The sequence below is a fragment of the uncultured Aquimonas sp. genome, from assembly GCF_937888285.1.
Classification (GTDB): Bacteria; Pseudomonadota; Gammaproteobacteria; order Xanthomonadales; family Xanthomonadaceae; genus Aquimonas.
In genome coordinates, this window is record NZ_CALART010000008.1 from 23,937 (window position 1) to 48,680 (window position 24,744).

Below are 24,744 nucleotides of genomic sequence, written 5' to 3' on the forward strand. Positions count from 1 at the left end.
CGCGCCTATCGTCGGCGGCCATGAGCACCCCCGACCCTGCCGAGTTGATTGCGGCCCTCGCCCAGCGCGTCGAGCGCCTGGCCGGGCAGCTGCAGCAGCTGGCGGGCGAGAACGCCAGCCTGCGCCAGGCCCAGCAGCAGCTGCTCGACGAGCGCGCCAGCCTGCTGTCGAAGAACGAGCAGGCGCGGACCCGGGTGGAGGCGATGATCCAGCGCCTGAAGTCCCTGGAACAGAGCGCGTAAGGCCATCGCCCGATGAGTGATCCCGTCAACCTGCGCGTGCTCGACCGCGAGTTCCTGGTTGCCTGCAAGGCCGAAGAGCGCGCCGGCCTCGTGGCCTCGGCCGAGCAGGTCGATCGCCAGCTGCGCGAGCTGCGCCGCAGCCATCCCAGCGCCAGCATCGACCGGCTTGCCGTGCTGATGGCGCTGAACCTGACGCATGAGCTGAACGCGCTGAAGCAGGCCCAGAGCGAGCGCGACGCGCGTCTGGAGCGCAGTCTCACCGACCTCAACCGCCGCCTCGACACCCTGATGCAGGGCACCGTGCTGGGCATGCCGCCCAAGCTGCCGCTGTAGCGCGCCGACGCCGGTCGCCGGCTCGTTCAGCGACCGACGCGTTCAGGTTTCCGCCGGGCTTCACGTTTCCGCCGCATCTGCGGCGTCGCCGGCTGCGCGTTCGCGCGCTACACTCGCGGCGTCCTCTGCCGTGCCGCCAGCGGAAACTTACATATTGCCTTGACCCTAAATAACGACCCCGGGAGCGCGATACCGGGCCCAGCGTGCAAGTCCGCCACGCAGCGGAAAGCCCAAGGGCCTGTGAGCAATCCCACCTGATCCCTGGGATCAAGGTCGTTCGTTTTCGCAACGGCACGGTGGAGGATCTCCCATCCCGATGCGCGCGTTCCCCGGGACCGGCGCGCTCCGCTTCCCAAGCGTCACCTTCGGCGCGCCAGCCCTGCATCCACGCGCATGACCAGCCCCGACACCCGCGACCAGCAGCGCCGCGACCTGAGAGCGCGCCGCCGCGCGCTCGGCGCCGCCGAACGCATGGCCGCCGCCCTCGCCCTGCCGCAGCGCCTGCGCCCGCTGCCATCGCTGTCGCAGCCGGGCTATGTGGCCGGCTACTGGGCGATGGATGGCGAGCTGTCGCTGCACGCCCTGCTGATGGGCCAGCCGCCTTTCGTCTACTGCCTGCCCTGCCTGCGCGAGGACGGCTCGCTGGGCTTCGCGCCCTGGCGCACCGGCGATCCGCTGCGCAGCAACCGCTACGGCATTCCCGAGCCCGATCTTGAGCGCACCTCCCAGCTCGAACCCGAGCAGATGCACTGCGTGCTCGTGCCCCTGGTCGGCTTCGATCGCCGCGGCGGTCGGCTCGGCGCCGGCGGTGGCTACTACGACCGCAGCTTCGCGTTTCTCAACACCGTGCCGCGGCCGGCGTCGCCGCAGCTGGTCGGCATCGCCTACGGCTTCCAGCAGCTGGAGGATTTCGCGCCCGAGCCCTGGGACGTGGCGCTCGACTATGTCGCCACCGAGCGCGAGCTGATCGACTGCCGCGCCGCGGCCTGAACCCTTCAACGGAGAATGCAGCGCATGGCCTACTGGCTGATGAAGTCCGAGCCCGAGGAGTTCTCGATCGATGACCTGAAGAAGGTCAGGCGCGAACCCTGGACCGGCGTGCGCAACTACCAGGCGCGCAACTACATGTGGAAGGAGATGCAGCCTGGCGACGGCGTGCTGTTCTACCACTCGAACTGCCCGGTGCCCGGCGTCGCCGGCCTCGCCAGGGTCGTTGGCGAGCCTGAGCCCGACCCCACCCAGTTCCAGCCCGACAGCGACTATCACGACCCGAAGAGCGCGTCGGACAACCCGCGCTGGTGGCTGCGCCACGTCGCCTTCGAGCGCAAGTTCAAGCGCGTGGTCCCGCTCGACCAGCTGCGCGCCGAAGCCGAGGCCCTCGGCGACTTCGCCCTGCTCCGCCGCGGCAACCGCCTCTCGATCCTGCCCGTCACCGACGCCCAGTGGGCGCATATCCTGCAGCTCGCCGGCGAACGCTAGCCGCAATCGTCCACCTGTATCACCCGGTGGCCTTGGTCCTGCCGCACCACGCTCCTCCGATTCCCCATTCCCGATTCTCGATTCCCGGATCTCAAGCCATGTCCCTCGAAGACCAGAAACGCAAGGCCGCTGAACAAGCTCTCGAACACGTCGAAGACGACAGCATCGTCGGCGTGGGCACCGGCTCCACCGTGCGCTATTTCATCGAAGGCCTGGGCCGCATGAAGTCGCGCATCCGCGGCGCGGTGTCGAGCTCCGAGCAGAGCAGCGCCCTGCTGCGCGCGCAGGGCATTGAGGTGATGGATCTCAACGCGGTCGGCCCGCTGTCGCTCTACGTCGACGGCGCCGACGAGTGCGACCCGCACAAGCGCCTGATCAAGGGCGGCGGTGCGGCACTGACCCGCGAGAAGATCATCGCCGCGGCCAGCGCGAAGTTCGTCTGCGTGATCGACTCCAGCAAGCAGGTCGATGTGCTCGGCCGCTTCCCGCTGCCGGTCGAGGTGATCCCGATGGCGCGCAGCCATGTCGGCCGCAAGCTGGTCGCACTCGGCGGCCAACCGGTCTGGCGTGACGGCGTCACCACCGACAACGGCAACTGGATCCTCGACGTGCACAACCTGCGGATCACCGACCCGGTGGGCCTCGAGCGCGAGATCAACCAGATCGTCGGCGTGGTCTGCTGCGGCCTGTTCGCGGCGCGGCCGGCGGATGAGGTGATCGTCGGGCGCTGATCGCGTCCGTGCGGGGTTCACGCCTGTCATGGGCTGGGCCCTGGCACGCCTGCCTTCGGCGCCGGGCTCGCTCATGCGGGTCCATAGGGTGGGCCCTGGCCCACCGAGCGCTTCGCGCTCGCCTCGACGTTGATGGGTCGCTTCGTTGCTCGATGCGAAGAGCAGGAGCTTTCGGTCAGCACTGCGCCCTGCGGCGTCCTGGCCCCGTCATAGCGCGGGCCAGGGCCCACCCCACGGCGATCGCGGGGCATCGGACGGCATCGCCACGATGTTCAATCGCACCCGACCGCCACCGGCGCACTTCAGTGGCAATTCACCCGCGCGGTCTAAGACTCCGGCGATGGTGCCCGCGGCATGCGAGCATCCGGCTGTCGGACGCCAGCGTGTGCGTCCTGTTCCAGGGGAGTTCGCCATGAATCGCTGGAAGTCCGCCCTCGTGCTGCCGCTGGCGCTGTTGCTCGGCGGCTGCGTGACCTACCCCACCTACACCTACCGGGATGACGTGCCGACGCGCGAGGTGCGCTACGTCGGCGACGACAGCTATTACAGCCCCGCCTACGAGGGCTATGGCGATTACTACGCCGGCGGCTATCGCTACGGCTCGACCGGCTACCGCTACTACGCGCCGGACTACATCACCTACTCGGCCTACTACTCGCTGTTCTGGCCGGTGAACCGCTGGTACCACGACCCCTACTGGTACCCCGGCTTCTACTACGGCGTGACCTATTTCCCGCGCAACTACTTCAGCGTCAGCTTCCACAGCGGCTGGCGCGGACACAGCGTGCCGCGCTGGGGCTACGGCGGCGCCTTCAGCGTGGCCTACGGCTACAGCCACTGGTACTCGCCCTACCGCTACAGCTGGGCTGACAGCTACTACGACTGGGATCGCTATCGCTACCAGCACCGCGATCGTCTGAGCGGCCGCGGCTACGCCAGCTCGGCCTACAGCGCGCCACGCTTCGGCAATGCCCGCAACCAGGCGGAGCGCCTGGCCTGGCGCGAGCGCGAGCTCGGCATACCTGCGCGTGGCGGCATCTCCACCAGCGCCGGCGTACGGGCGCCAAGCGTCTACGGCAATGCGCGGGTGCCTTCGCGTGGTGCCGACTACGGCAGCCGCGGCCAGCCGCGCTCCGTGCAGAGCTACCAGCCCGCACTTCCCGAAAGGCGCCAGAGTGGAGTCGGACGCGTCGGCGCCGAACCCTACGACTCGCGTGGGCGCTATGGGGCAGCTGAACCCGGGGCCGGCAGCCGCCAGCCGCTGCGCGGGCGTGCGGCCCAGATCGACGGCGTGCCGCTGCCTCGCGGCCCCGCGGTCGAGGACAGCCCGGCGCGCCGCGGCGCGCTGGAAGCAAGCCCGCGCGAGCTGCGCAGCTACCAGCAGCCGCGCAGCGCGCCGCTGGGAACCCAGCCCGCACAGCCGATTCGCGAGTATCGCGAAGCCTCGGCACGCGAGCCGATGCGGGTGCGCGAGTACAGCAGCGAACCGCGCATGCAGCGCGTACCGCCGGCGCGCGAGTTCGCGCCGCAGCAGCGCTTCGAACCGGCCGCCCCGCAAGTGGAGTACCGCAACGAGCGCAGCGGCCGCGGCGCCGACTTCGGTTCGCGCAGCTTCAGCACGCCCGAGCCGGCGCCGCGCATGGAACGGTCGCGTGACGAGGGTTTCAGGAGTGCGCCCATGGAATCGCGCCGCGAGGCGCCGCCGATGCGCTCGGCGCCATCCGATGCGGGCGACGGTGGCGCTCGACGCGAGTCGAGGGCGCGCGAGGCACTGCAGTTCGAATGAGGGAGACGTGACCCGCCGCCGCATTGGCGGCGAACGTGCAGCGGCGGCGATGCAGGGGTCAGCGCGGAGGCCGTGGCGGAGGACACGCGCCACGCGGCTCGCACAGCCCCTGCAGTCACGCAGGGATTCCAGACTCAGGCGGCGAGACGGGCCAGGGCGTCGCGGATCATCCGCTGCTGGCGCTGCAGGCGCTCCAGCTCGGCGGCGCTGGCGCGCTGCTGGGCCTGCTCCTGGGCCTGTTCGACGCGATACAGCTCGACCATCAGATCGTGGCGATAGCGCAGGTCTTCGGTGTTGTCGAAGTGGTGGATGGTGCTCATGGTCTTCGATCCTTGCGGCGGCGTTTCTGAACTGCTGGGAAACGTCTCGTGACGGGAATCACAGGTGTTTGTAAAAAAGCTTGCACGGCGAGACAAAGCGGCGGCAGAATCAGCGCCGTTGACGCCTGAGGTCGGGATCTGACGCGAAGCGGATGCTTCCCCTCCCCCTCCGGCACGCTCATCGGCGCCCGGGCCAACGGTCCCCTGGATTCCCCCTGTTCCTAAGACTGCCGGGCGCCGACTTTCCTCTGAAGCAAGCTGCTGGAACGCGGGCGCCATCGCGTTCTTGCCTGTTGTCACCTTTGCGTTTCGACACAGCGGTTTCGCACTGTGTCGGCGCGACTGCCTTGCACCGCCCACAGTTGAACGCATCGCCCTCGCGGGCGCGTGTTCCGAGGTTGTGGTCCGCGCTTGCGGCCGGTGATGACGCTGGCGCTGCGACCGCGTCATTCCGACCGCGGCCGCGCGCCGTGCTACCCCGCCGCGCGCATGGCCGGTCCCTGTTCCATACCCGGCCACCTTGCGGTCAGCCGCCGCGGGTGCAGGCTGGGTGAAGCAGTTTGCGTGCCAAGCTTGATGGCCTTCACGTCTTGCCGCGACAGGTTCAGGCTCGCGGCCTCAGAATCCGCGCCCTGCCCTCGCCTTCCGCTGGATCACCCGGACCGCAGCCATGGATCATTTTGATGTCATCGTTGTTGGCGGCGGCCACGCCGGCACGGAAGCCGCGCTGGCGGCCGCACGCACCGGCGCGCGCACCCTGCTGCTGAGCCACAGCATCGAAACCATCGGCGCGATGAGCTGCAACCCGGCCATCGGCGGCATCGGCAAGGGCCATCTGGTGCGCGAGGTCGATGCGCTGGGCGGTGTCATGGCCTGGGCCGCCGACCGCGCCGGCATCCAGTGGCGCACCCTCAATGCGTCCAAGGGCCCGGCGGTGCGTGCCACGCGCTGCCAGGCCGACCGCATGCTCTACCGCGCGGCGATCCGCGAGGCAGTGGAAAACGCGCCGAACCTGCGCCTGTTCCAGCAGGCGGTCGACGACCTGTTGATCGAAGGCAGTCGCGTGGTCGGCGTGCGCACGCAGATGGGCCTCGACTTCTTTGCACCCGCCGTGGTGCTGACCGCCGGTACCTTCCTGGCCGGTCGCATCCACATCGGCCCCGCGCAATACAGCGGCGGTCGCGCCGGCGATCCCCCGGCCATTGCGCTGGCCGAGAAGCTGCGCGAGCTGAATCTGGGCGTGGGGCGACTGAAGACCGGCACGCCGCCGCGCATCGACGGCCGCACGCTCGACTACTCGGTGATGGAGATCCAGCCCGGCGACGACCCGGCGCCGGTGTTCTCGTTCATGGGCTCGCGCGCCTCGCATCCGCGTCAGGTGGCCTGCTGGATCACCCACACCACGTCCCAGACCCACGAGACCATCCGCGGCGCGCTCGACCGCTCGCCGCTGTACTCCGGCCAGATCGAAGGCACCGGCCCGCGCTACTGCCCCTCGATCGAGGACAAGGTGGTGCGCTTCGCCGAGCGCGACTCGCATCAGATCTTCGTCGAGCCGGAGGGGCTGAACACCCACGAGATCTATCCCAACGGCATCTCGACTTCGCTGCCCTTCGATGTGCAGGTCGAGCTGGTGCGCTCGATCCGCGGTTTCGAGAACGCCCAGATCACCCGCCCCGGCTATGCAATCGAGTACGACTTCTTCGACCCGCGCGGCTTGAAGGCCTCGCTTGAGACCAAGGCCATCGAAGGCCTGTTCTTCGCCGGCCAGATCAATGGCACCACCGGCTATGAAGAGGCTGCGGCACAGGGCCTGATCGCCGGTCTGAACGCCTCCCGCCATGCGCGCGGTGAAGCGCCGTGGACGCCGCGCCGCGACGAGGCTTACATCGGCGTTCTGATCGACGACCTCATCACCATGGGTGCGCCCGAGCCCTACCGCATGTTCACCTCGCGCGCCGAGTACCGCCTGCAGCTGCGCGAGGACAATGCCGACCTGCGGCTCACGGCGATCGGTCGCGAGCTGAAGCTCGTGGACGATGCGCGCTGGGCGCGGGCCAGCGCCAAGCGCGAGGTGATCGAGCGCGAGAGCGCGCGGCTCGCTGCGATCTGGGCCGCGCCGAACAACGCGCTGGGTGCAGCGATCGCAGCGCAGCTCGACGTGCCGATCAGTCGCGAAACCCCGGCGCTGGATCTGCTGAAGCGACCGGAGATCGACTACGCGAAGCTGATGCAGGTCGAAGCGCTGCAGCCCGGCATCGACGACGCCGAGGCCATCGAGCAGATCGAAGTGCAGACCCGCTACAGCGGCTACCTGGAGCGCCAGCGGGAAGAGATCGAACGCGCCCGCCGCAGCGAGGACACGCCGATCCCCGCCGACTTCGACTACGGCTGCGTGACCGGCCTCTCCGCCGAAGTGCTGCAGAAGCTGCGCGCGACCCGGCCTGAAACCGTGGGCCAGGCCAGCCGCATCCCCGGCATGACGCCGGCGGCGATTTCGCTGCTGCTGGTGTTTTTGAAGCGGGGATTCGGGATTCGGGATTCGGGATTGGGGGAGCGGGGCTCGGCGCGATCGGTGGGCACGGGCGCTGTTGGCTGAGGCAACCGGCAACGACAGTAGGCCCTCCACTCCATTGCTGCGCGCTTCGAGCCCCTCTCCCCGTGGAGCGGTTCGGGGACGCTGATCGGCTGCCGGTGGCAGCCGATGGCCCCAAGAGCCCGAGCGAAGCGAGGTGGGCTTGGGGTGAGGGTTCGGCCGAAGCGCCGACGCGAACCTTGCCTAGAGGCACAGAAAGAATCTGCAGCACACCCACTGCTGAAGACACCCAGCCCTCTCCCCGACCCCTCTCCCAAAGGGAGAGGAGCTCAAGCGCGGCTTCGCTCCGCCTCCTCCCGCGCTCAGCACTGGCCCAGCATCCTCGCGCTTCGAACGGCGCCTCATCCGGCGCTGCGCGCCACCTTCTTCCGTGGAGAGAAGGGCAAAGCTCGGAGCCTCGCCGCTCCCAATCCCAATCCCAATCCCAATCCCAATCCCAATCCCAATCCCCAATCCCCAATCCCAATTCCTCCAACCAAAGCCACACGCCGCACACACGGGAGCGGCGCACACTCGCGGCCCTGCCCCTCCGCTGGAGCCCGCCATGCGCCTCTTGCTCGCCCCGCTTGCCCTGTCCCTGACCCTGCTGCTGCAGACCCCATCCGCGCATGGCGCCGATCGCATCACCGGCCGCGATTTCGCCACGCGCTCCGAGGTCATCGCACCGTCCGCGATGGCGGCGACCTCGCATCCGCTGGCGACGCAGATCGCGCTCGACGTGATGAAGGCCGGCGGCAGCGCGGTGGATGCGGCAATCGCGGCGAATGCCGCTCTTGGCCTGATGGAGCCCACCGGCAACGGCATCGGCGGCGACCTGTTCGCCATCGTCTGGGACCCGAAGACGCAGAAGCTGCACGGCTACAACGGCCACGGTCGTTCACCCGCAAACCTTTCGCTGCAGTGGTTCATCGACAACGGCTACCAGGACGTGCCGCAGCGCGGTCCGCTGCCGGTCAGCGTGCCGGGCACCGTCGCCGGCTGGTTCGACCTGCACGAGCGCTTCGGCAAGCTCTCCATGCGCCAGGTGCTGCAGCCGACCATCGACTACGCGCGTCGCGGCCACCCGGTGCACGAGACCATCGCCTACTACTGGGAGCGCAGCGTGCCCTCGCTCTCGCAGTACCCGGGCTTCGTCGAGCAGTTCACCCTCGACGGCCGCGCCCCGCGCAAGGGCGAGATGTGGAAGAGCCCTTACCTTGCGAACACGCTGGAGACCATCGCCCGCCGCGGCCGCGACGGCTTCTACAAGGGCGAGATCGCGAAGACCATCGCCGACTACGTGCAGGCCCAGGGCGGCTTCCTCAGCGTCGAGGACCTCGCCGAACACCGCGGTGAATGGGTCGAGCCGGTGTCGACCAATTACCGCGGCTATGACGTCTGGGAATTGCCGCCCAGCGGCCAGGGCATTGCGGCGCTGCAGATCCTGAACATTCTGGAAGGCTACGATCTGAAGTCGTATGGCTTCGGCAGCTTCGAGCACGTGCATCTGTTCACCGAGGCCAAGAAACTCGCCTTTGAGGATCGCGCGCGCTGGTATGCCGATCCCGAGTTCGCGCCGGCACCGGTGGCCGAACTCATCAGCAAGGGCTACGCCGCCGAGCGCCGCGCGCTCATCAATCCGCAGCGCGCCGCGCGCACCGTCGAGGCCGGCAATCCGCGGCTCAACGAGGGCGACACCATCTATCTGACCACCGCCGATTCGAGCGGCATGATGGTCTCGCTGATCCAGTCGAACTACCGCGGCATGGGCTCGGGCATGACCCCGCCGGGGCTGGGCTTCATCCTGCAGAACCGCGGCGAGATGTTCGTGCTGAAGGAAGGCCACCCCAACAGCTTCGCGCCGCGCAAGCGCCCCTTCCACACCATCATCCCCGCCTTCATCACCAGAGACGGCAAGCCCTGGATGAGCTTCGGTCTCATGGGCGGCGCCATGCAGCCGCAGGGCCATGCGCAGATCGTCATCAACATGGTCGACTTCGGCATGAACCTGCAGGAGGCCGGCGATGCGCCGCGCATCCACCACGACGGCAGCACCGAGCCCACCGGCCAGGCCCTGCAGATGACCGACGGCGGCGTGCTGGAGTTGGAAAGCGGCTTCCCCTACGAGACTGTGCGCGCGCTGATGAATGCCGGCCACACCGTCAAGTTCGCCAACGGCCCCTACGGCGGCTACCAGGCGATCGCCCGCGACCACGAACAGGGCGTCTACATCGGTGCGTCCGAAAGCCGCAAGGACGGGCAGGCAGCGGGCTACTGATCGCTGCGCTCACGGCGTCCAGTGCAGACGCGGACAGCCCTCCGCGTCGCACCACAGGAAGGCGTTCTGCTTGAAGCGGCGCATCAGCGCCCGCGCTGCTTCGAGCGGGAGCCCTGGCACCAGCAGGCTGGGCTCGCGGTAGTCATCGACACGCGAGCGACCGACCGCCTCAAGCGCCGGCAGACCCAGCGCGCTGATCGCCGCGCGCAGGCGTTGCTGGGCGCGCGAGTTCTGGTTCGCGCTGCACGGTGCGCTACGCGGGTTCCAGGCAGTGACGAAGGCGGCGCTGCCGTAGTCCTGCTGCCGCAGCCAGTCCGACAGCGCCGCGCAGGGCAGGGCAGGCCGATGTTGAGTTCGCAGCGCAGCCGCGGGTCGTCCACGCGGTACTCGGCGGCGAGGTAGGCCGCCTCAAGGCGGCGGCGTTCGGCGGCATCCATCGCCGCAGCCTGATCGAGCCATGCACAGCCTTCAAGCGCGGCGGGTAGACCAGGGAGTCTGCGCGCCCACGGCGCGCTTGCCTCGGCGGCGAGTGTCGAGTTGGCCCCTGCTCGCGGGTTTCCGCGTGGCTGCGGGTGTCACCCCCGGAGACACCGCCATGAAACTCGCGTTCCCGCTGCTCTGCCTCGCTTTCACCATCGCCTACACCGGCCCGCTGCAGGCCCAGACGCCACTGGGTTCCGGCCTGACCTACCAGGGCCAGCTGACCCAGTCGGGGCAGCCGGCCTCCGGCCTGTACGACCTGCGCGCCTGCCTGTTCGGCGAACCCAGCGGCGGCCAGCCCCTGACCTGCGCCAGCGATTTCAACGCCTGGCCGGTCGAAGCGGGCCTGTTCACCCTGCCGCTGGACTTCGGCAGCCAGCACTTCAGCCGCCAGCAGCGCTGGCTGCAGCTGTCGGTGCGCAGCGCGGGCAGCGGCAGCGCGCTCACGCCACTGAGCCCGCGCCAGGCGCTGACAGCGGCGCCGTATGCGCTGTTCGCGCTCAGCGGCAACCAGGGCCCGACCGGCCCTGCGGGCCCCGCGGATCCTGTGGGTCCCGCGGGAGCGATCGGAGCGACCGGCCCGGCGGGTCCTGCGGGAGCCACCGGCGCCACGGGCCCGGCAGGCCCTGCCGGAGCGATCGGCGCCACCGGACCTGCAGGCCCGGTCGGCCCCGCCGGCCCAATGGGCCCGCAGGGCCCCGCCGGCGACGGCTTCTGGACCTTGAACGGCACCAGCGTCTACTACAACGGCGGCAACCTCGGCCTCGGCACCAGCGCACCGTCGACCCACCTCGAAGTGCGCAAGACCGGCAACGCCAGCCTACGCCTGCGCAGCATGAGCACCGGCGGCAGCGGCCTGCTCGACCTGATGGCCCCCGCCGGCACCAGCCTCACCGCGAACACCCTGGGCGAGCTGCGCTTCCTGGACAGCGCCGGCAGCGTGCAGGGCGGGCTCAGCTACAGCGCCGGCGGCATCGTCTCCACCAGCGGCCTGCGCCTCTCGGCCGGCGGCAGCCCGCGCCTCGCCATCAATCCGCTGGGCAATATCGGCATCGGCACGATCGCGCCTGATCGCCTGCTCGACCTGCGCAGCGACGACCAGGCCATGCTGCGCCTGCGCAGCGGCGCCACGACCGGCTCGCGGCTGGAGCTGCAGGGCGTGACGCCCGACGGCTTCGGCTCCTCGACCTACGGCGAGCTGGCCTTCCTCAACAGCGCCGGCGAGGACCGCGCCAGCATCGCCATGGCCGATGCCTTCATCGGCGGCAGCGCTCTGCGCTTCCGCGTCGCCGGCAGCGAGCGCATGCGCGTCACCAGCGCCGGACGGGTCGGCATTGGCACCAGCAACCCGCAGGACGCGCTCGACGTCAACGGCACCGTACGCACCGGCGTGCTGCGCATCACCGGTGGCTCCGACCTCGCCGAGCGCTTCGACGTGGCTGCGCTCGGCTCGATCGCCCCGCAGCCCGGCATGGTGGTGAGCATCGACCCGGAGAATCCCGGCCGCCTGCGCCTCAGCGAGCGCGCCTACGACCGCACGGTGGCCGGCATCATCAGCGGCGCCGGCGGCGTCAACAGCGGCATGGTGATGGGCCAGGACGGCTCGATCGCCGACGGCAAGCTGCCGGTCGCGCTGACCGGCCGCGTCTACGTGATGGCCGACACCCGCGAAGCGGCGATCGAGCCCGGCGACCTGCTGACCACCGCCGATCGCCCCGGCCATGCGCGCCGCGTAGGCGACAGCGGGCGCGCGCAGGGCGCGATCCTCGGCAAGGCGATGACCGGGCTGGCACGGGGCGAGGATGGCCTGGTGCTGGTGCTGGTCAGCCTGCAGTGAGGAGGCCCGCCATGAATCGCGTCAGTACATCCGTGGCTTGCAGGTGCGCCCGCGCCCGCTGGCTCGCCTGTCTGCTCCTGCTGTGCTCGGCAGTGCCGGCGAGCGCCCAGCAGTGGCACGACCACCCCTATTGGGAACGCGCAGCCGACATCCCCGTCAGCGGGCGACCGGTCCCGGAGCTCAGCTGGATCGATGAGGAAGTTCAGGAGTTCATGGCGACCCGTTCGATCCCTGCGGGCCAGGTCGCCGTCGCCCTGAACGGTCGAGTGGTCTTCATGAAGGGCTACGGGCACAACTTCAGCCGCCAGGCGCTGCCCGAGAATGCGCCGTTCCGGCAGGCCAGCATCTCGAAGCCGATCACGGCCGCCGCCATCCAGCACCTGATCGGCCGCGGGCTGCTCTCGCTCGAGGACTTCGCCTTCGACCGTGGACAGCAGGTCCAGGTCGGTCAGAACCTGATCACCGTCGGCGGCATCCTGCCCTCGCCCCGCTACGCGGCCTTCGGCACGCCCACCGCACGCTTTGAAGAGATCCGGGTTCGACACCTGCTGCAGCACACCAGCGGACTCCGAACCGCGAACGAGCCGGGCGACCACGCCTTCCAGGACCGCCTGATTGCGGAGGAAATGGGGGTGCCCAGTCCACCGGGGCGCGTGAACATGGTGCGCTGGGTGCAGGGCAAGGCGCTGCACTGCGCACCGGGCACCTGCGAGCGCTACTCCAACATCGGCTACCTGGTGCTGGGCGAGATCGTCGAGACCGTCTCCGGCCTGAGCGTGGAGCAGTACGTGCGCACCCACATCCTGACCCCGCAGAAAGGCGTGCCGGTCACCGAACTGTACGGAGCCCGCAGCTTCCGTTCGCAGCAGAGCCCGCGCGAGCCCTACTACAAGACGCTCAACGCCAGCCCCGCCAATGCAACTGGCCCGCAGATGGTGGACAACGTCTTCGACAACCAGGGGCCGGCCGAGGTCGAGCGCGCCTATGGCGGCCACAACTACGAGGACTCGATCGCCTTCGGCGGCTTCGTCGCCAGCCCTGCCGTGCTGCTGGCCTTCGGCAACGAATACCAGCTGGGCCTCGGCACGCCGATCGGCGCCGCGGTCAACCAGGCCGGCTTCGGGGGCTCCTTGCCCGGCCATGAAACCATTCTCATGCAGGAAGAAGTGCCCGGGGCGGGGCGGCTGGTGGTCTACGTGGCGTTCAACTTCCGTCCCGCGCAGTCGTGGAACTTCCACCACGGGCACTGGCCCAGCGACATGGTCAACGCACTCCTGCCCACCCTGCGACTGCAGGCGCCCAACACCAATTTTCCCTGGCCCGCGACGACCTCCGACGGCTTCTGGACCCAGCCGGGCGCCGAGCTCATCGCCGGCGTCGGTGGCTACAACGCGCCCTTCCGCGGCTTCCAGCGAATGCTGAACCAGACCACCGCAGGCAGCCGCATCCGCCTGAAGCCCGGCAGCCAGAACTGGACCGGCGTACTCGACCGTCCGATGGTGATCGACGCCCCCGAAGGCGCCGCAACCCTCGGCCTGCAGTGAGGAGAACTCCCATGTCGATCTCGAAGCGCCAGTACCTGCGCGGCCTCTGCGGCCTCCTTCTCGTACTTGGCGCAACAACCATCCACGCCAATGAAAACCTGCGCCTCGACCGCGGCCTGATCGCCGCGGGCGGCGGCGGCAGCGAAGGCGGCGAATTCCGCGTGCAGGGCAGCATCGGCCAGTTCGATGCCGAGCCGCTGCAGCCCTCCCGCGGCGGCGCCTTCAGCGTGACCGGCGGCTTCTGGGCGGGGCTGTCGAGCGCGCCGGCGCCACCGGGAACGGAACTGTTCGAGGACGGCTTCGAGGCGCGCTGAGCGCGGCACTCAAGGCAGCCCCCATGCGTCCGCGCCGGCGGGGAAAGCCTGCGCGGACGAAAGCTTCCTGAGAATGGCGGAAGCGTGACTCGACCAAGCGGGCCCGCCATGCCTGCACCGCACGGCCAGAACGGCTGAGCAAAGAACTCAGGCAGCGCGATCCAAGTCCGTCGTGTCCGCCGCTGCCTGCAGCCCGCGCTGCAGGTCAGCCCACAGGTCCTCGACGTCTTCGAGCCCGACCGACAGCCGCAGCGTGCCGGGGCCGATGCCGTGCGCAGCCAGCACCTCGGGCGCGACCACGCGGTGGGTCAGCCCGGCCGGATGCTGGATCAGGCTGTCGACCGAGCCCAGGCTGACTGCGACCGTGTGCAGCTCCAGCGCCTGCAGACAGGCGCTGGCGGCGGCGTGACCGCTGCGCAGTTCGAAGCTCATCAGGCTGCCGGGTCCGCGCAGCTGCCCGCCGAGCAGGTGCGCGTTCTTCACCGTGCCCAGGCCCGGATAGTTCACCCGCAGCACTTCGGGATGTGCAGCCAGCCGTTCGGCCAGCACACGCGCGCTGGCCTGCGCGGCTTCGACGCGCAGCTTAAGCGTCGGCAGGCCGCGATGCAGCAGGTAGGCCGCCAGCGGATGCAGCAGGGCGCCGGTGGCCGCGCGCACCTGGCGCAGCTTCTGTGCATGCGCCTCGCTGCAGGCCACCACGCCGGCGATCACATCGCCATGGCCGCCGAGGAACTTGGTCGCGCTGTGCAGTACGAGAGCGGCGCCAGAGTCGGCCGGGGTCTGCAGCACCGGCGTGGCGAAGGTGGAATCGACCAGCACCGGCACCTCGCCCGCCGCGCGCACCACCGCAGCGATGTCGACCAGATCCAGGTTCGGATTGGCCGGCGTCTCGATGAAGACAAGGCCGGTGTCGGCCGTGATCGCTGCAGCGATCGCATCAGCTTCGACGAAGCGCACCCGCGCGCCGAGCAGGCCCGAGCTCAGCAGATGATCGCTGGTGCCGTAGATCGGCCGCACCGCCAGCACCTCGCGGCCCTGCGCGAACGCGAGCAGGCAGGCGCTGACGGCGGCCATGCCGGAGGCGAAACCCACCGCCGCTTCCGTGTGCTCGAGCTTCGCCATCGCCTGCTCGAAACGCGCCACGGTCGGGTTGAACAGGCGCGCATAGATCGGATTCGCCGCGCTGGCGGCACCGCCGACCAGGGCATCGAAGCTGGCCGTGCCGGTGGCGAGATCGGTGACCGGGTAGGTGGTCGAGAGATCGATCGGCAGGGCATGCACGCCCAGCGCGCCGAGGTCATCGCGGCCGGCGTGGACGAGGTCGGTGGCAAGCTTCATGGCGGCGGCTCGATTCGGAGGTGAAGCCCGAACTCTGGCGCATCAGCCAAACCGCAGCGCATCATCCGAACAGAATTTCGCCAAAGCGCCCCAAGCCGTCCCATGGACCGAATCGACGTCGAACTCCTGCGCCTGCTGCGCAACAACGCGCGGCTGCCCAACAAGACCCTCGCCGAGAAGGTCGGCGTGGCGCCCTCGACCGCACTGGAACGTATCCGCAGGTTGCGGGAGTCGGGCGTGATCGAGGGCTACCATGCCGAGCTCGAGCCGCGCGCCGTCGGTATCGGCCTGCAGGCGATGGTGGCGGTGCGGCTGGCTCGGCATTCCCGCGAGCTGCTCGATGGCTTCCGCGAACACCTGCTGCAGCTGCCCGAGGTGCTGGCCTTCTATCACGTGGCCGGCGCCAACGACTTCCAGGTGCACGTCGCGGTGCGCGACTCCGACCACCTGCGCGATTTCGCACTGGATGCCTTCACCCGCCGCCCCGAGGTCGCCCACATCGAGACCTCGCTGATCTTCGAATTCCGCCGCAGCCCGGAGATGCCGATCTATGTCGAACAGCGCGAGGACTGACACGCCGGGCGGTGGGCCGCTCTCCACCGTCGCGCGCGCCATCGCCGCGGCACCCGATGCGGTGACCTGCGCCAGCTTCCTGCTGCTGTGGATCGCCCCCACCGCACTCGGCCCCGATGCGGTGCGCGGCGCCCTGCTGCTGATGATTGTCGAGTTCCTGCTGATCCACGCCACCGCCATGCTCGGCGGCACGCTGGAGGCCCGGCGCAGCGACGGCCGTAGCCCCATGCCCGCCCTGCTGCTGTTCGGCGCGCTCTACCTCGGCATGGTCGGCGCCTTCGCCCTGGCCTTCGGTCAGTGGTGGCCGCTGGCCGCGATGGGCTGGCTGCTGCTCGGCAAGCTGCGCACCCTGCGCGGCGCCGATGGCGGCGAAGCCGCACGCCAGCAGCGCAAGGACGACTGGGCGCTGAGCATGATGGCCTACCTCGGCGGCGTGGTCGCCACCAGCCTGCTGCCCCTGCCGCGCCTCGGCCTGCAGCCGGATGTCGTGGCCACCCTGGGGCTGCCCGGCAGCGGCCAGTGGATCGAATCGCCGCAGACCGGCATCGCGTTTGGCGCGCTGTATTTCGGTTTCCTGGCCTGGGCGAAGTGGCGGGGGCTGAGGTTGCCGAGATCAAACACCGACTCAGGCCACTCGGCGCCTTGATCAGCAGGGGCTGGTCCTCGACCCGTCAGCAGCCCGCACCAACAACGTCCCCATTTCGACCCCATTCCGGTGGCGCCACGGCACTCCCGGCCATCCGTGGGCATGCTGAGATTCGAACGGCGAAAGCTCGACCGTGCGATTCGCGACGATACGGATCTACAGAGCTGCAGCACGGCATCCGAAGGTCTCCATCGGTCCGGACAGGCGAAGGTCGCAGTCGCAGAAGCGCAATGACGCATCACCCGCCCCCACCTCACCGGAGCACGCATGGACACCGTCAACGCACAGATCACCGATGCCGTCACCCAGGCCAACGTCAAGACCCTCGGCAACGCCCCCGCCGCGGCCATGAGTTCGATCTACAGCGACCTCGCCCACTCCACCGGTCTCGCGTTCCAGAATGCGGTCAGCGCCCAGCAGCAGTGGAACGCACTGAGCCAGGCGGCTACGAACCAGGGCGTGATGCAGCTCTACAGCGTGGATACCGTGGCATCCGCGCTGAACCCCACGGTCTCGGACGCCAGCGTGAGCGAGGCCATTGCGCACGGGCACGGGCAGGCACAGGCCGCGCTGCTGTCGAATACCAATGCGCTGAACCAGCAGATCGTCCAGGCGGTCGCCTTCAGCAATGCGGCCACGTTGGACAATGCCGACGCCTTCGCCCATGCGCTGCGCGTGAGCACCTCCGCGGCAGCGGCCGCGCTGGGCGCGCTCAACCGGATCACCCTGGAATCGCAGAGCGCGATGCTGAAGAACGCCGCGCGCACCGCCTGCATCGCCTGCATGCTGCGCGCGCCGGACAAGGCGGCCGAGTACGCGCAGGTGCTGGAAAGCATCGACGCGCTGCCGTGAAATGGAGCGGCAGGGCGTCAACTGGAAGCGCTGCGTGACAATGCCACCCTGGACCGCCTGAGCCGTTTCCGATGCTGGCTGTGCCCGATGCTCAGACCAAGGATTCTCGCCTCGACACCTTGAAGGTCGACTGGATCGATACCTGCGACTGCCCGAGCTACCAGCATGTGCGCCTCGGCCTGCGGGCCGAAGGCTCTGCTGAGGCCTTGGCCGCCGTGCAGGACTTCCTGCGCGGCAGCTGGTTCTGCGACCCCGGCCTGCCCTTCGCGCAGCGGGCGCTGGCGCTGATGGACGGCGACGGCATGAACCTGCGCGAGGAGGGGCAGGCGGTACGCGACGGTGATCGGCTGCTGCTGTGGTCGGGCATGAGCTATTTCGAGCGCGCCGTGCCCGAGGCTGATGTCGACTTCGCCGAGTTCTGCGAAGTGCTGCGGCCGTTCCTGCAGGTGATCGCGCTGCAGGATCGGGTGAGGTTCCGCGGCGTCCGACTGGCGCGCGCGGCCTGGCGCAGCGGCTCTGCGGTCGCGCTGCTGCGCTTCGAGCGCGAGACGCCGCCCGCAGACATTCCGCGCAGCACCGACCTGCGCTTCCACTCCGTGCGAATCCAGCACGGCTTCTCGCTGCATGGGCTTGAGCTGCAGGGCGAGCAGCACGCGCGGGCGCTGGAGATGATCAAGGCGGCCAGCGAGTACAACTGGGAGGAGTTCTCCCAGGCGATGCTCGACGAGGACAGGCCGATCTGGTGGTCGTCCAAGGCCTGCATCGTGCGCGAGGGCGGCTGGGTGTTGATTGGCGCGGGTCGCGACAAGGCCATCGCGATTGAGTCTAGGGCCGCGCGCAGCCTGATTCTGGAGCTGAAGCGGATCGAAGCCCTGAGCAAGGCCTGCCAACGCTGCAAGGCCGTGCTGCGGATCGTGGACGGGCAGAAGCCAAGGCTGAGGCCAGCGTAGGCGCGAACCTACTGCGAACCACTCAAGAGCGCTGCAGCGAAAACACCCATCGCCGCAGCGGCGCGCAGCGCCATCGCTGCAGCCATGGTGACGCTCCCGACCACCGCCGGTGGGATCTACTGGTCGAACAGCGCCGTGTAGCGCCGCTGCATCTCCTCCGGGCTCACGTCCTCGATGCTGTGGCCGATCAGCCAGCGATGGCCGAAGGGATCGACCACCGCGCCACCGCGTTCACCGTAGAACGCATCGCTGACCGCACGCTGCAGCGTGGCGCCTGCGGCCACCGCACGCGCCACAACGGCGTCGGCATCGTCGACGTGCAGGTGCAGGGTGACGCCGGCCTGGCCGGGCTGCGCCGGCGGCCGGATGTCGACCTCGGGAAACGGGTCGCAGAGCATCAGCGTGAACGCGCCGATGCAGGTCTCGGCGTGGCCGATTCGACCCGAGGGCTCGACCAGGCGGAACTTCTCGACCGCACCGAAGGCTTCGGCGTAGAAGGCCAGGGCGGCCGCGGTGTCGGCAACGCACAGGTAGGGAAACAGTTCACGATGCATCTGCTGGCTCTCGCTCGCGGAGGAGCCCCAGTCTGCGTTGACCGACCAGGACCTGTCTTGTATCGACTTGACCCGGGTGGCGTCTGCGCCAGACTCGGAGCGTGTGAACAATCCAGATGCGGTAGCGAGGGCGTCGCTGGGCGCTCGTGGCAAAGCGCGGTGCGTGAACTCCAGGGAGTTTGGCGAACTGTTGACCCCGGGGGTCGCGTAGCCCGCTGCCGCCACCGGCGTCCAGAGGCGGCCGCAGTAGGCGGATGGTGTTTTCACACGCTCTCAAGAAACAGAATCGTAAGTGGTTGATCGTATTGGATCGCCTTCGCGGCAGCACGGCGTGAAAATCCGGCCCAAACAGCGTCTAGCGACCCCTGGCTCGTCGCCCCCGCGGAGGCGGGGGCCCAGACCGGACCTGCAGCAGCGGCCAGATCACTGGATCCCCGCATGCGCGGGGATGACGCCCCCATGTTTCTTCGAGAACACCCGCCCCGCGACGCGGGGCTGAGAAGCTCTCAAGAAACGGAACGCTCGCGACCCAATGAGTCGTCGCCCCCGCGAAGGCGGGGGCCCAGTCCTAGCCTGACCCAGTCGCACGATCACTGGATCCCCGTCCCCGCCTTCGCGAGGACAGGCTCTGCGCGGGGATGGCGAATCAAGGTTTCTTCGAGAACACCTGCGCCGCTGCGCCGCGCTGGGAAGCTCTCAAGAAACAGAATCGTAAGTGGTTGATTGTATGGACCGCCTTCGCGGCAGCACGGCATGAAATTCCGGCCGAAACAGCGTCCAGCAACCCCTGGCTCGTCGCCCCCATGTTTCTTCGAGAACACCCGCCCCGCGACGCGGGGCTGAGAGGCTCTCAGTCGAGCGGCAAATGCTGGAGCCACGAGCCGGCCCAGCGGCGGTAGCGCGCTGGGCCCATGCCCGCGTGTGCCGCGAACTGCCGCGACAGATGGGCCTGGTCGTGGAAGCCCAGAGCGAGCGCGAGCTCGGACAGCGGCCTGTGCGGCCGCTCGCGCAGGGCGGGCAAGGCACGTGAGAAGCGGGCGAGCTCGCGCCACGCGCGCGGCGTGCAGCCGACCGCCGCGCGGAAACGCTGCAGCCAGGCGCGATGGCTGAGGCCGGAGGCCGCCGCGAGGTCCAGCACGGACGCGCCGTCGGTCAGTGCTGCGAGCGCTTCGTCCCAGCGCCCAGGCGGCACAGCGGCCTCGCGTCCTCGCAGGCAGGCAAGCAGCAGCTCCTCGACCCGGTCCAGCAGCCCGCCGTCGGCGGGCAGGTGCCGCAGGGCGGCAAAGTCGTGACGCAGGCGAGCGGGAAGCAGCTCAGCGAGATCGATATGGCGACCGGCGAGGCGATCCGCCGGCTGCCCGAACAGGACCAGACTCGCGCCGGGCTTCAGCTCCACGCCCAGGCTCAGGCCGCTGTCGGCCGCGCTGCGCAGCAGGCTGCGCGTCCGCAGCCCGCAGTACTGCAGGCGCGCATGCGGCTCACCGTGGCGATCCTCCAAGCCGCGGAAGCTGCGCATCGCCGGCCCCTCAAGCCGCAGCACCAGTCGCGTGCCTGCGGCAGGCAGGCAGAGCTCGCGGGCCGACAGCGGCGCGAGGCTGCTGGCGTGCAGCCAGAGCCGCTGCACCCAGGGCAGGAGGGTGGACCGTTCGGGAGGGCGCGCGAGCTGGGTCACAGGGGCAACCTGCGCTGTGGGAATCGACTCGAGGACTGTGCGTCGCTGATCGCAGCCGGCGCAAGCGGCGGAACCACCGCTGCCTCGATCAGGTGCCCAGATAGCTGTCGGACACCGCGATGCCCTGCTGCCGGAAGAAGGACAGCTGGTCGAAGTAGCCGCGCTGGAACACGATCACGCCCTCGCGCACCTGGAAGAAGCCGCAGCCGCGCAGGCCCTTCGGGTCACGCCATTCGAGGATGGCCCACTCGCCGTCGGCGAACAGGTTTTCGACCAGACAGAGCATCTGAGCTCGTCCGAACTCGACCTCGAACATGCGTCGGATGGCTTCGCGACCGCGCAGCGGCTCCATCACGACCTGATGGTTGATCGCGTCCTCCGCGTACAGGCTGGCGAGACCGTCGAGATCGGCGGCGTTGAAGCGGCGAACCCATTCCTCGACGACAGCTTTGGGCGACATGCGGGGCTCCTGCATCAAGATCACGACAGCGCGCGTGGCGCTAGGCCAGTCTAGCCCCGGCCGCAGACCACACCCGCCGCGCCCATGCACCTGCGACGGTTTGTCCTCTTCGGCGACCACGCGCTTGAGGCTGGATCGCTAGCGCACCCACACCTCGACCCGCCGGTTGCGCGCGCGACCGCGGGGGCTGTCGTCGGCCGAGAGCAGCAGCTGGCCGCCCAGCCCACGCACCGTGCGCGGGCGCAGGCCCAGGGCCTCCATGCGATCGGCGACCTGGTCGGCGCGATCGTTGCTGAGCGCCTCGGCCTGCAGCGGCGTCACTTCGCCGGCGTCGGCGAAGCCGATCAGGAGCAGTTGGCGGCCCTGCTGCGAGGGCTGCCGCATGTACTCGGCCAGCCGTTCAAGATCGGCGAGGGCCTTGCTGTCCGGGCCGATGCTGCCCTCGTCGAAGCGCAGGTTCAGCGAGAGCCGGCGCGCGCCCTCCACCAGCTGCCGATAGGCGAGCGGTGCGTCGGAGGACAGCTCCGGCGCGAAAGCCTGCACCCGCTGCGAGACGAAGCCGGTGCGCTCGACGATGCGCTGGCCCGCGTCCGACAGCACGAAGTCCAGCAGCGACTGCAGGCGGGCATCGGCCGTCGCCGGCGCATACAGGAACAGCCGCCGCGCCAGCGCGTAGTCCTCCACCGCCACTTCGCGCGCGGAGGGCTCGCGCGCCTGCGCGCCGTCGGCCACCGCCAGCGCCCGGACGCCCTGCACGCCGGCGAGGCCGACGAAGCCGATCGCATTCGGATCGCCCGCCACCGCCGCCGCCAGCGCCTCGGTGCTTTCATAGCGCAGTGCCCGCGGCGACAGCGCTGCACTGCCCAGCACGAGGCTGCGGAAAGTGTCGTAGGTGCCGGAGCGGTCATCGCGCGCATGCAGGGCGATGCGTCCGCCGCTGCGGCCGAGCTGCGACCAGTCGCTGAGCTCGCCGGCGAACACCCGGCGCAGATCGCGCAGCTCGATCTGCCGCAGCGGATTGGACGGATGCACGATGACGGCCAGGCCATCGAGCGCGATCACCACTTCGCGCACCGCGCCCAGGCGCGCGCGCTCGGCCTCGGTGATCGGCCGCGAGGACATCGCCAGATCGGCGCGGCGACCTTCGAGGTCCATGAAGCCGGTCGAGCTGCCGTGCGAATGCAGCTGCACGCGGATGCCGTCGCCGGCGTGGATCACCAGCTCGTCCAGCGCCTGCGGCTCACGCCGCAGACCGCTGTGGCCCTGCTCGCCCAGCCAGGCTTCGACCAGGGCAGGCATGAGCCGCTCGCCGACCGTGTTGGAGCCATGGATGCGCAGCGGCTGCGCCAGCGCCGGGCCGAAGCCCAGCGCCAGCCACAGGATCAGCACGAGATGTGCGCAGAAGCCGCCCCTGTTCAGCCTTCGCACAAAGCACCTCACCAGTCGAGACGAACGCGCAGCCCGTAGGTGCGCGGCGTGCCCGGGACGAAGCTCGGAATGCCGAACAGGGCGCCGGTGTTGCCGGCGTCGATCAGGTACTCCTCGTCGGCCAGGTTCTGGCCGTAGACCTGTAGCTCCAGGTGCGGATTGAAGCGCCAGCCGGCGCTGAGGTTGAACAGCCCGTACGCGCCCTGCTCGATGCCCGGCTGGTTGGCGTCCTCGAAGAACACCTGCGAGCGCCAGCTGTAGCTCGGCCGCACATAGACCGAAGCGCCGTCGGCGAGGTCCACGCGCCAGTCGAGACCCAGCGCCGCGGTGTACTCCGGCGTCAGACGGAAGCGGTTGCCGGCCAGGGCCTGCGGACGGCCGGCGTCATCGGTGTTGTCGAAGCTGGCGTCGATCCAGCCGATGTTGAGGAAGCCGCCGAAGCTGTCGCTGATGCGCTGGCTGAAGCTCAGCTCCACGCCCTGCGCGGACGCATTGCCGGCATTGGTGGTGATGAAGAAGGGCGGTGCGTTCGGGTTCTGCACCTGCGCCTGGAAGTCGCTGTAGTCGTAGTGGAAGACCGCGAGGTCATACAGGAATCGACCGTCCGCCAGCTCGCCCTTGGCGCCGAGCTCGTAGCTCAGCACGATCTCGGCGGGGATCTCCTCGACGCCGCCGCCGTCGACCTGCAGCACGTCCGGGCGCCGCCCGCGCGACACGCTCGCATAGGTGTTCAGGGTATCGCTGACCCGCCAGGCCAGCACCGCGCGCCCGACCATCGAGTCGTAGTCCTCGCTGCCGCGGATCACCCCATCGGTGGGGCGGAACAGCACGTTCGGAAAGGCCGGCGCGGCCGGGCTCGGCAGCAGCTGGCCGAGCGCGCTGGGCTGGCCGAAGTACGGCGCCTCGTAGCCGTTCTCGACCTTCTCGCGGGTGCCGCGCAGGCCCAGAGTGAGTTCGAGCGACTCGCTGAACTGCCAGGTGCCGTCGGCGAAGAACTCCAGGGCCTCGACCGCGCCGAAGTTGGCGTATTCCTCGCGATGCAGGGCGCGCAGCGGGATGAAGGCCGGCAGGCCCGGCGCCAGACCCGGCAGGCCGGGCGGCACGCTGCGGGTGTTCGGCGTGCCGTCCGGATTCAGCAGCGGCACCACCGGCAGCTGGCCGCCCGTGGCGCCGCTCAGCACCGGCGACAGCAGGGCATAGAAACTGCGCTCGTCGGTGGCGAAAGGCACCCGCTGGCTGCCGCGCTCGTCAAACCAGGACAGGCCACCGAAGCCGCGGAAGCGGCCGCCGTCGTCGTAGTTCAGGCGCAGCTCCTGGCTGAACTGGCGGCCTTCAGCCTCTTCAGCGAACTCCAGCACGTTGACCTGCGAGCCGTCGGCATCGAACTCCTCGCGCGAGTCGAAGTCGCGCCAGCCGCTGATGCTGCTCAGACTGAGGCTGTCGCTGAGCGCGAAGTCACCCAGCAGGGTGACGCCGTTGACGTGACGGTCCAGACCGAGCTCCTTGCCACGGTTGAGATCGGCGGCGCTGCGGAACAGCTCGGTGCTGCCCTCGCGGGTCGGGATCACATTGCTGCGGAAGGCGGTGCCGGGCGGGCTGTCGGTCTGGTGATTGAAGATCAGGTCCATGCGCGAGCGCTCGCCGAGGTCGAGGCCGAAGCTGAGGCGCAGCGCGCTGGTGTCGCGGCCGTTCAGATCGCCGCCGGAGAGGTTTTCGATGAAGCCGTCGCGCTGCTCGTGGAAGACCGCGAGCCGCGCGGACAGCGTGTCGCTGATCGGCGTGTTGGCGTGGCCTTCGAGCGACATCGCATCCAGATTGCCGAGGCCGAAGCGCACATGCGCCGAGCTCTCCTTGCGGGCCTTGTTCTGGATCAGATGCACCGCGCCGATCTGCGCGCCGCGGCCGAACAGCGTGCCCTGCGGGCCGCGCAGCACCTCGATGCGCTCCAGATCGAAGAACTCGACCACGGCACCGCGCGAGCGGCTGATCGACACGCCGTCCTGGAACACCGACACCCGCGGCTCGACCTGCGAATCGCCGCTGTCGGAGGTGATGCCGCGGATCACGAAGCCGGGGTTGTTCGGGCTCTGCACCTGGGTCTGCAGACCGGGCACATAGCCGTTGATGTCGGCGAAGCTGCTGATGTTGAGCTGGTCGAGAAAGTCGCCGGACAGCGCGGTGATCGCGATCGGCACTTCCTGCACCTGCTGCTCGCGCTTCTGCGCGGTGACTACGATGCGATCGAGCTCGGTGGCGGCAGCGCTGGCGTCGGCACGCAGGGCCTGTGTGGGCAGCACTAGCAGGGCGAGGGCGATGGACAGCGCGAGCGGAGAGCGGGCGTGCGACATGCGG

The 24,744-nt window shown here is 69.4% G+C and carries 21 protein-coding genes, 1 other RNA gene and 1 pseudogene; 16 read left to right on the forward strand and 7 right to left on the reverse strand.

Annotated features, from left to right (window positions below):
* Positions 1-20 precede the first annotated feature (20 nt).
* From Q0654_RS01505 to Q0654_RS01535, 7 genes are all read left to right on the forward strand, one after another.
* Complete coding sequence (locus tag Q0654_RS01505; protein WP_298849770.1) at positions 21-242, forward strand: TIGR02449 family protein; 222 nt, start codon at positions 21-23, stop codon at positions 240-242.
* 12 nt (positions 243-254) lie between these two features.
* Entirely contained in the window at positions 255-575 is a 321-nt protein-coding gene (locus Q0654_RS01510; protein ID WP_298849772.1) for a cell division protein ZapA, read from the forward strand.
* Between the two features lie 119 nt (positions 576-694).
* A non-coding RNA gene (ssrS, locus tag Q0654_RS01515) (6S RNA) lies at positions 695-882 on the forward strand.
* An 86-nt stretch (positions 883-968) separates the two neighbouring features.
* Positions 969-1,565 (forward strand): 5-formyltetrahydrofolate cyclo-ligase, encoded by a 597-nt coding sequence (locus tag Q0654_RS01520; protein ID WP_298849774.1) that lies wholly within the window; start codon positions 969-971, stop codon positions 1,563-1,565.
* 24 nt (positions 1,566-1,589) lie between these two features.
* A complete protein-coding gene (locus Q0654_RS01525; protein ID WP_298849776.1) occupies positions 1,590-2,054 on the forward strand; it encodes an EVE domain-containing protein in 465 nt (154 codons plus the stop codon).
* 98 nt (positions 2,055-2,152) lie between these two features.
* Entirely contained in the window at positions 2,153-2,785 is a 633-nt protein-coding gene (gene rpiA / locus Q0654_RS01530) for a ribose-5-phosphate isomerase RpiA (RefSeq protein ID WP_298849778.1), read from the forward strand.
* A gap of 412 nt (positions 2,786-3,197) precedes the next feature.
* Positions 3,198-4,571 (forward strand): hypothetical protein, encoded by a 1,374-nt coding sequence (locus Q0654_RS01535; protein WP_298849779.1) that lies wholly within the window; start codon positions 3,198-3,200, stop codon positions 4,569-4,571.
* A 134-nt stretch (positions 4,572-4,705) separates the two neighbouring features.
* Here Q0654_RS01535 and Q0654_RS01540 read toward each other — a convergent pair whose 3' ends face one another.
* A complete protein-coding gene (locus Q0654_RS01540) occupies positions 4,706-4,891 on the reverse strand; it encodes a hypothetical protein (RefSeq protein WP_298849780.1) in 186 nt (61 codons plus the stop codon).
* A gap of 670 nt (positions 4,892-5,561) precedes the next feature.
* Here Q0654_RS01540 and mnmG point away from each other — a divergent pair.
* From mnmG to Q0654_RS01565, 5 genes are all read left to right on the forward strand, one after another.
* On the forward strand, positions 5,562-7,490 hold the full coding sequence (mnmG, locus tag Q0654_RS01545) for a tRNA uridine-5-carboxymethylaminomethyl(34) synthesis enzyme MnmG (protein WP_298849781.1): 1,929 nt from the start codon (positions 5,562-5,564) through the stop codon (positions 7,488-7,490).
* A gap of 541 nt (positions 7,491-8,031) precedes the next feature.
* Positions 8,032-9,744 (forward strand): gamma-glutamyltransferase, encoded by a 1,713-nt coding sequence (gene ggt, locus Q0654_RS01550; protein ID WP_298849784.1) that lies wholly within the window; start codon positions 8,032-8,034, stop codon positions 9,742-9,744.
* Positions 9,745-10,339: 595 nt separating this feature from the next.
* On the forward strand, positions 10,340-12,061 hold the full coding sequence (locus tag Q0654_RS01555; protein ID WP_298849786.1) for a hypothetical protein: 1,722 nt from the start codon (positions 10,340-10,342) through the stop codon (positions 12,059-12,061).
* Between the two features lie 11 nt (positions 12,062-12,072).
* Positions 12,073-13,605 carry a serine hydrolase domain-containing protein gene (locus tag Q0654_RS01560; RefSeq protein ID WP_298849788.1) on the forward strand — a complete coding sequence of 511 codons (1,533 nt, stop codon included), beginning with the start codon at positions 12,073-12,075 and terminating at the stop codon, positions 13,603-13,605.
* Positions 13,606-13,616: 11 nt separating this feature from the next.
* Positions 13,617-13,919 (forward strand): hypothetical protein, encoded by a 303-nt coding sequence (locus Q0654_RS01565; protein ID WP_298849790.1) that lies wholly within the window; start codon positions 13,617-13,619, stop codon positions 13,917-13,919.
* A gap of 147 nt (positions 13,920-14,066) precedes the next feature.
* On the opposite strand, the gene Q0654_RS01570 is transcribed toward Q0654_RS01565, so the two are convergent.
* Complete coding sequence (locus Q0654_RS01570; protein WP_298849792.1) at positions 14,067-15,257, reverse strand: PLP-dependent transferase; 1,191 nt, start codon at positions 15,255-15,257, stop codon at positions 14,067-14,069.
* Positions 15,258-15,359: 102 nt separating this feature from the next.
* Between Q0654_RS01570 and Q0654_RS01575 the strand changes: the two genes are divergently transcribed.
* The 4 genes and pseudogenes from Q0654_RS01575 (at position 15,360) to Q0654_RS01590 (ending at position 18,278) form a co-directional block, all read left to right on the forward strand.
* A complete protein-coding gene (locus Q0654_RS01575) occupies positions 15,360-15,830 on the forward strand; it encodes an Lrp/AsnC family transcriptional regulator (protein ID WP_298849794.1) in 471 nt (156 codons plus the stop codon).
* The gene (locus Q0654_RS01580; protein ID WP_298849795.1) at positions 15,808-16,476 is read left to right on the forward strand and encodes a hypothetical protein; all 669 of its coding nucleotides are present in this window, start codon (positions 15,808-15,810) and stop codon (positions 16,474-16,476) included. Before Q0654_RS01575 ends, Q0654_RS01580 begins: the two co-directional genes overlap by 23 nt.
* Before the next feature lie 267 nt (positions 16,477-16,743).
* A pseudogene (locus Q0654_RS01585) lies at positions 16,744-16,968 on the forward strand (RebB family R body protein); the annotation flags it as partial.
* A gap of 431 nt (positions 16,969-17,399) precedes the next feature.
* On the forward strand, positions 17,400-18,278 hold the full coding sequence (locus Q0654_RS01590) for a hypothetical protein (RefSeq protein ID WP_298849797.1): 879 nt from the start codon (positions 17,400-17,402) through the stop codon (positions 18,276-18,278).
* Between the two features lie 116 nt (positions 18,279-18,394).
* On the opposite strand, the gene Q0654_RS01595 is transcribed toward Q0654_RS01590, so the two are convergent.
* The 5 genes from Q0654_RS01595 to Q0654_RS01615 all read right to left on the reverse strand — a co-directional run bounded on the left by Q0654_RS01595 (position 18,395) and on the right by Q0654_RS01615 (position 24,740).
* Positions 18,395-18,832: a VOC family protein gene (locus Q0654_RS01595; RefSeq protein ID WP_298849799.1), complete on the reverse strand. Its 438-nt coding sequence runs from the start codon at positions 18,830-18,832 to the stop codon at positions 18,395-18,397.
* An 850-nt stretch (positions 18,833-19,682) separates the two neighbouring features.
* Complete coding sequence (locus Q0654_RS01600; protein WP_298849801.1) at positions 19,683-20,504, reverse strand: helix-turn-helix domain-containing protein; 822 nt, start codon at positions 20,502-20,504, stop codon at positions 19,683-19,685.
* Positions 20,505-20,592: 88 nt separating this feature from the next.
* Positions 20,593-20,964, reverse strand: coding sequence for a nuclear transport factor 2 family protein (locus Q0654_RS01605; RefSeq protein WP_298849803.1), 372 nt, complete (start codon positions 20,962-20,964; stop codon positions 20,593-20,595).
* A gap of 138 nt (positions 20,965-21,102) precedes the next feature.
* A complete protein-coding gene (locus tag Q0654_RS01610; protein ID WP_298849806.1) occupies positions 21,103-22,353 on the reverse strand; it encodes a phosphate ABC transporter substrate-binding/OmpA family protein in 1,251 nt (416 codons plus the stop codon).
* A 47-nt stretch (positions 22,354-22,400) separates the two neighbouring features.
* A complete protein-coding gene (locus Q0654_RS01615; RefSeq protein ID WP_298849808.1) occupies positions 22,401-24,740 on the reverse strand; it encodes a TonB-dependent receptor in 2,340 nt (779 codons plus the stop codon).
* Positions 24,741-24,744 lie beyond the last annotated feature (4 nt).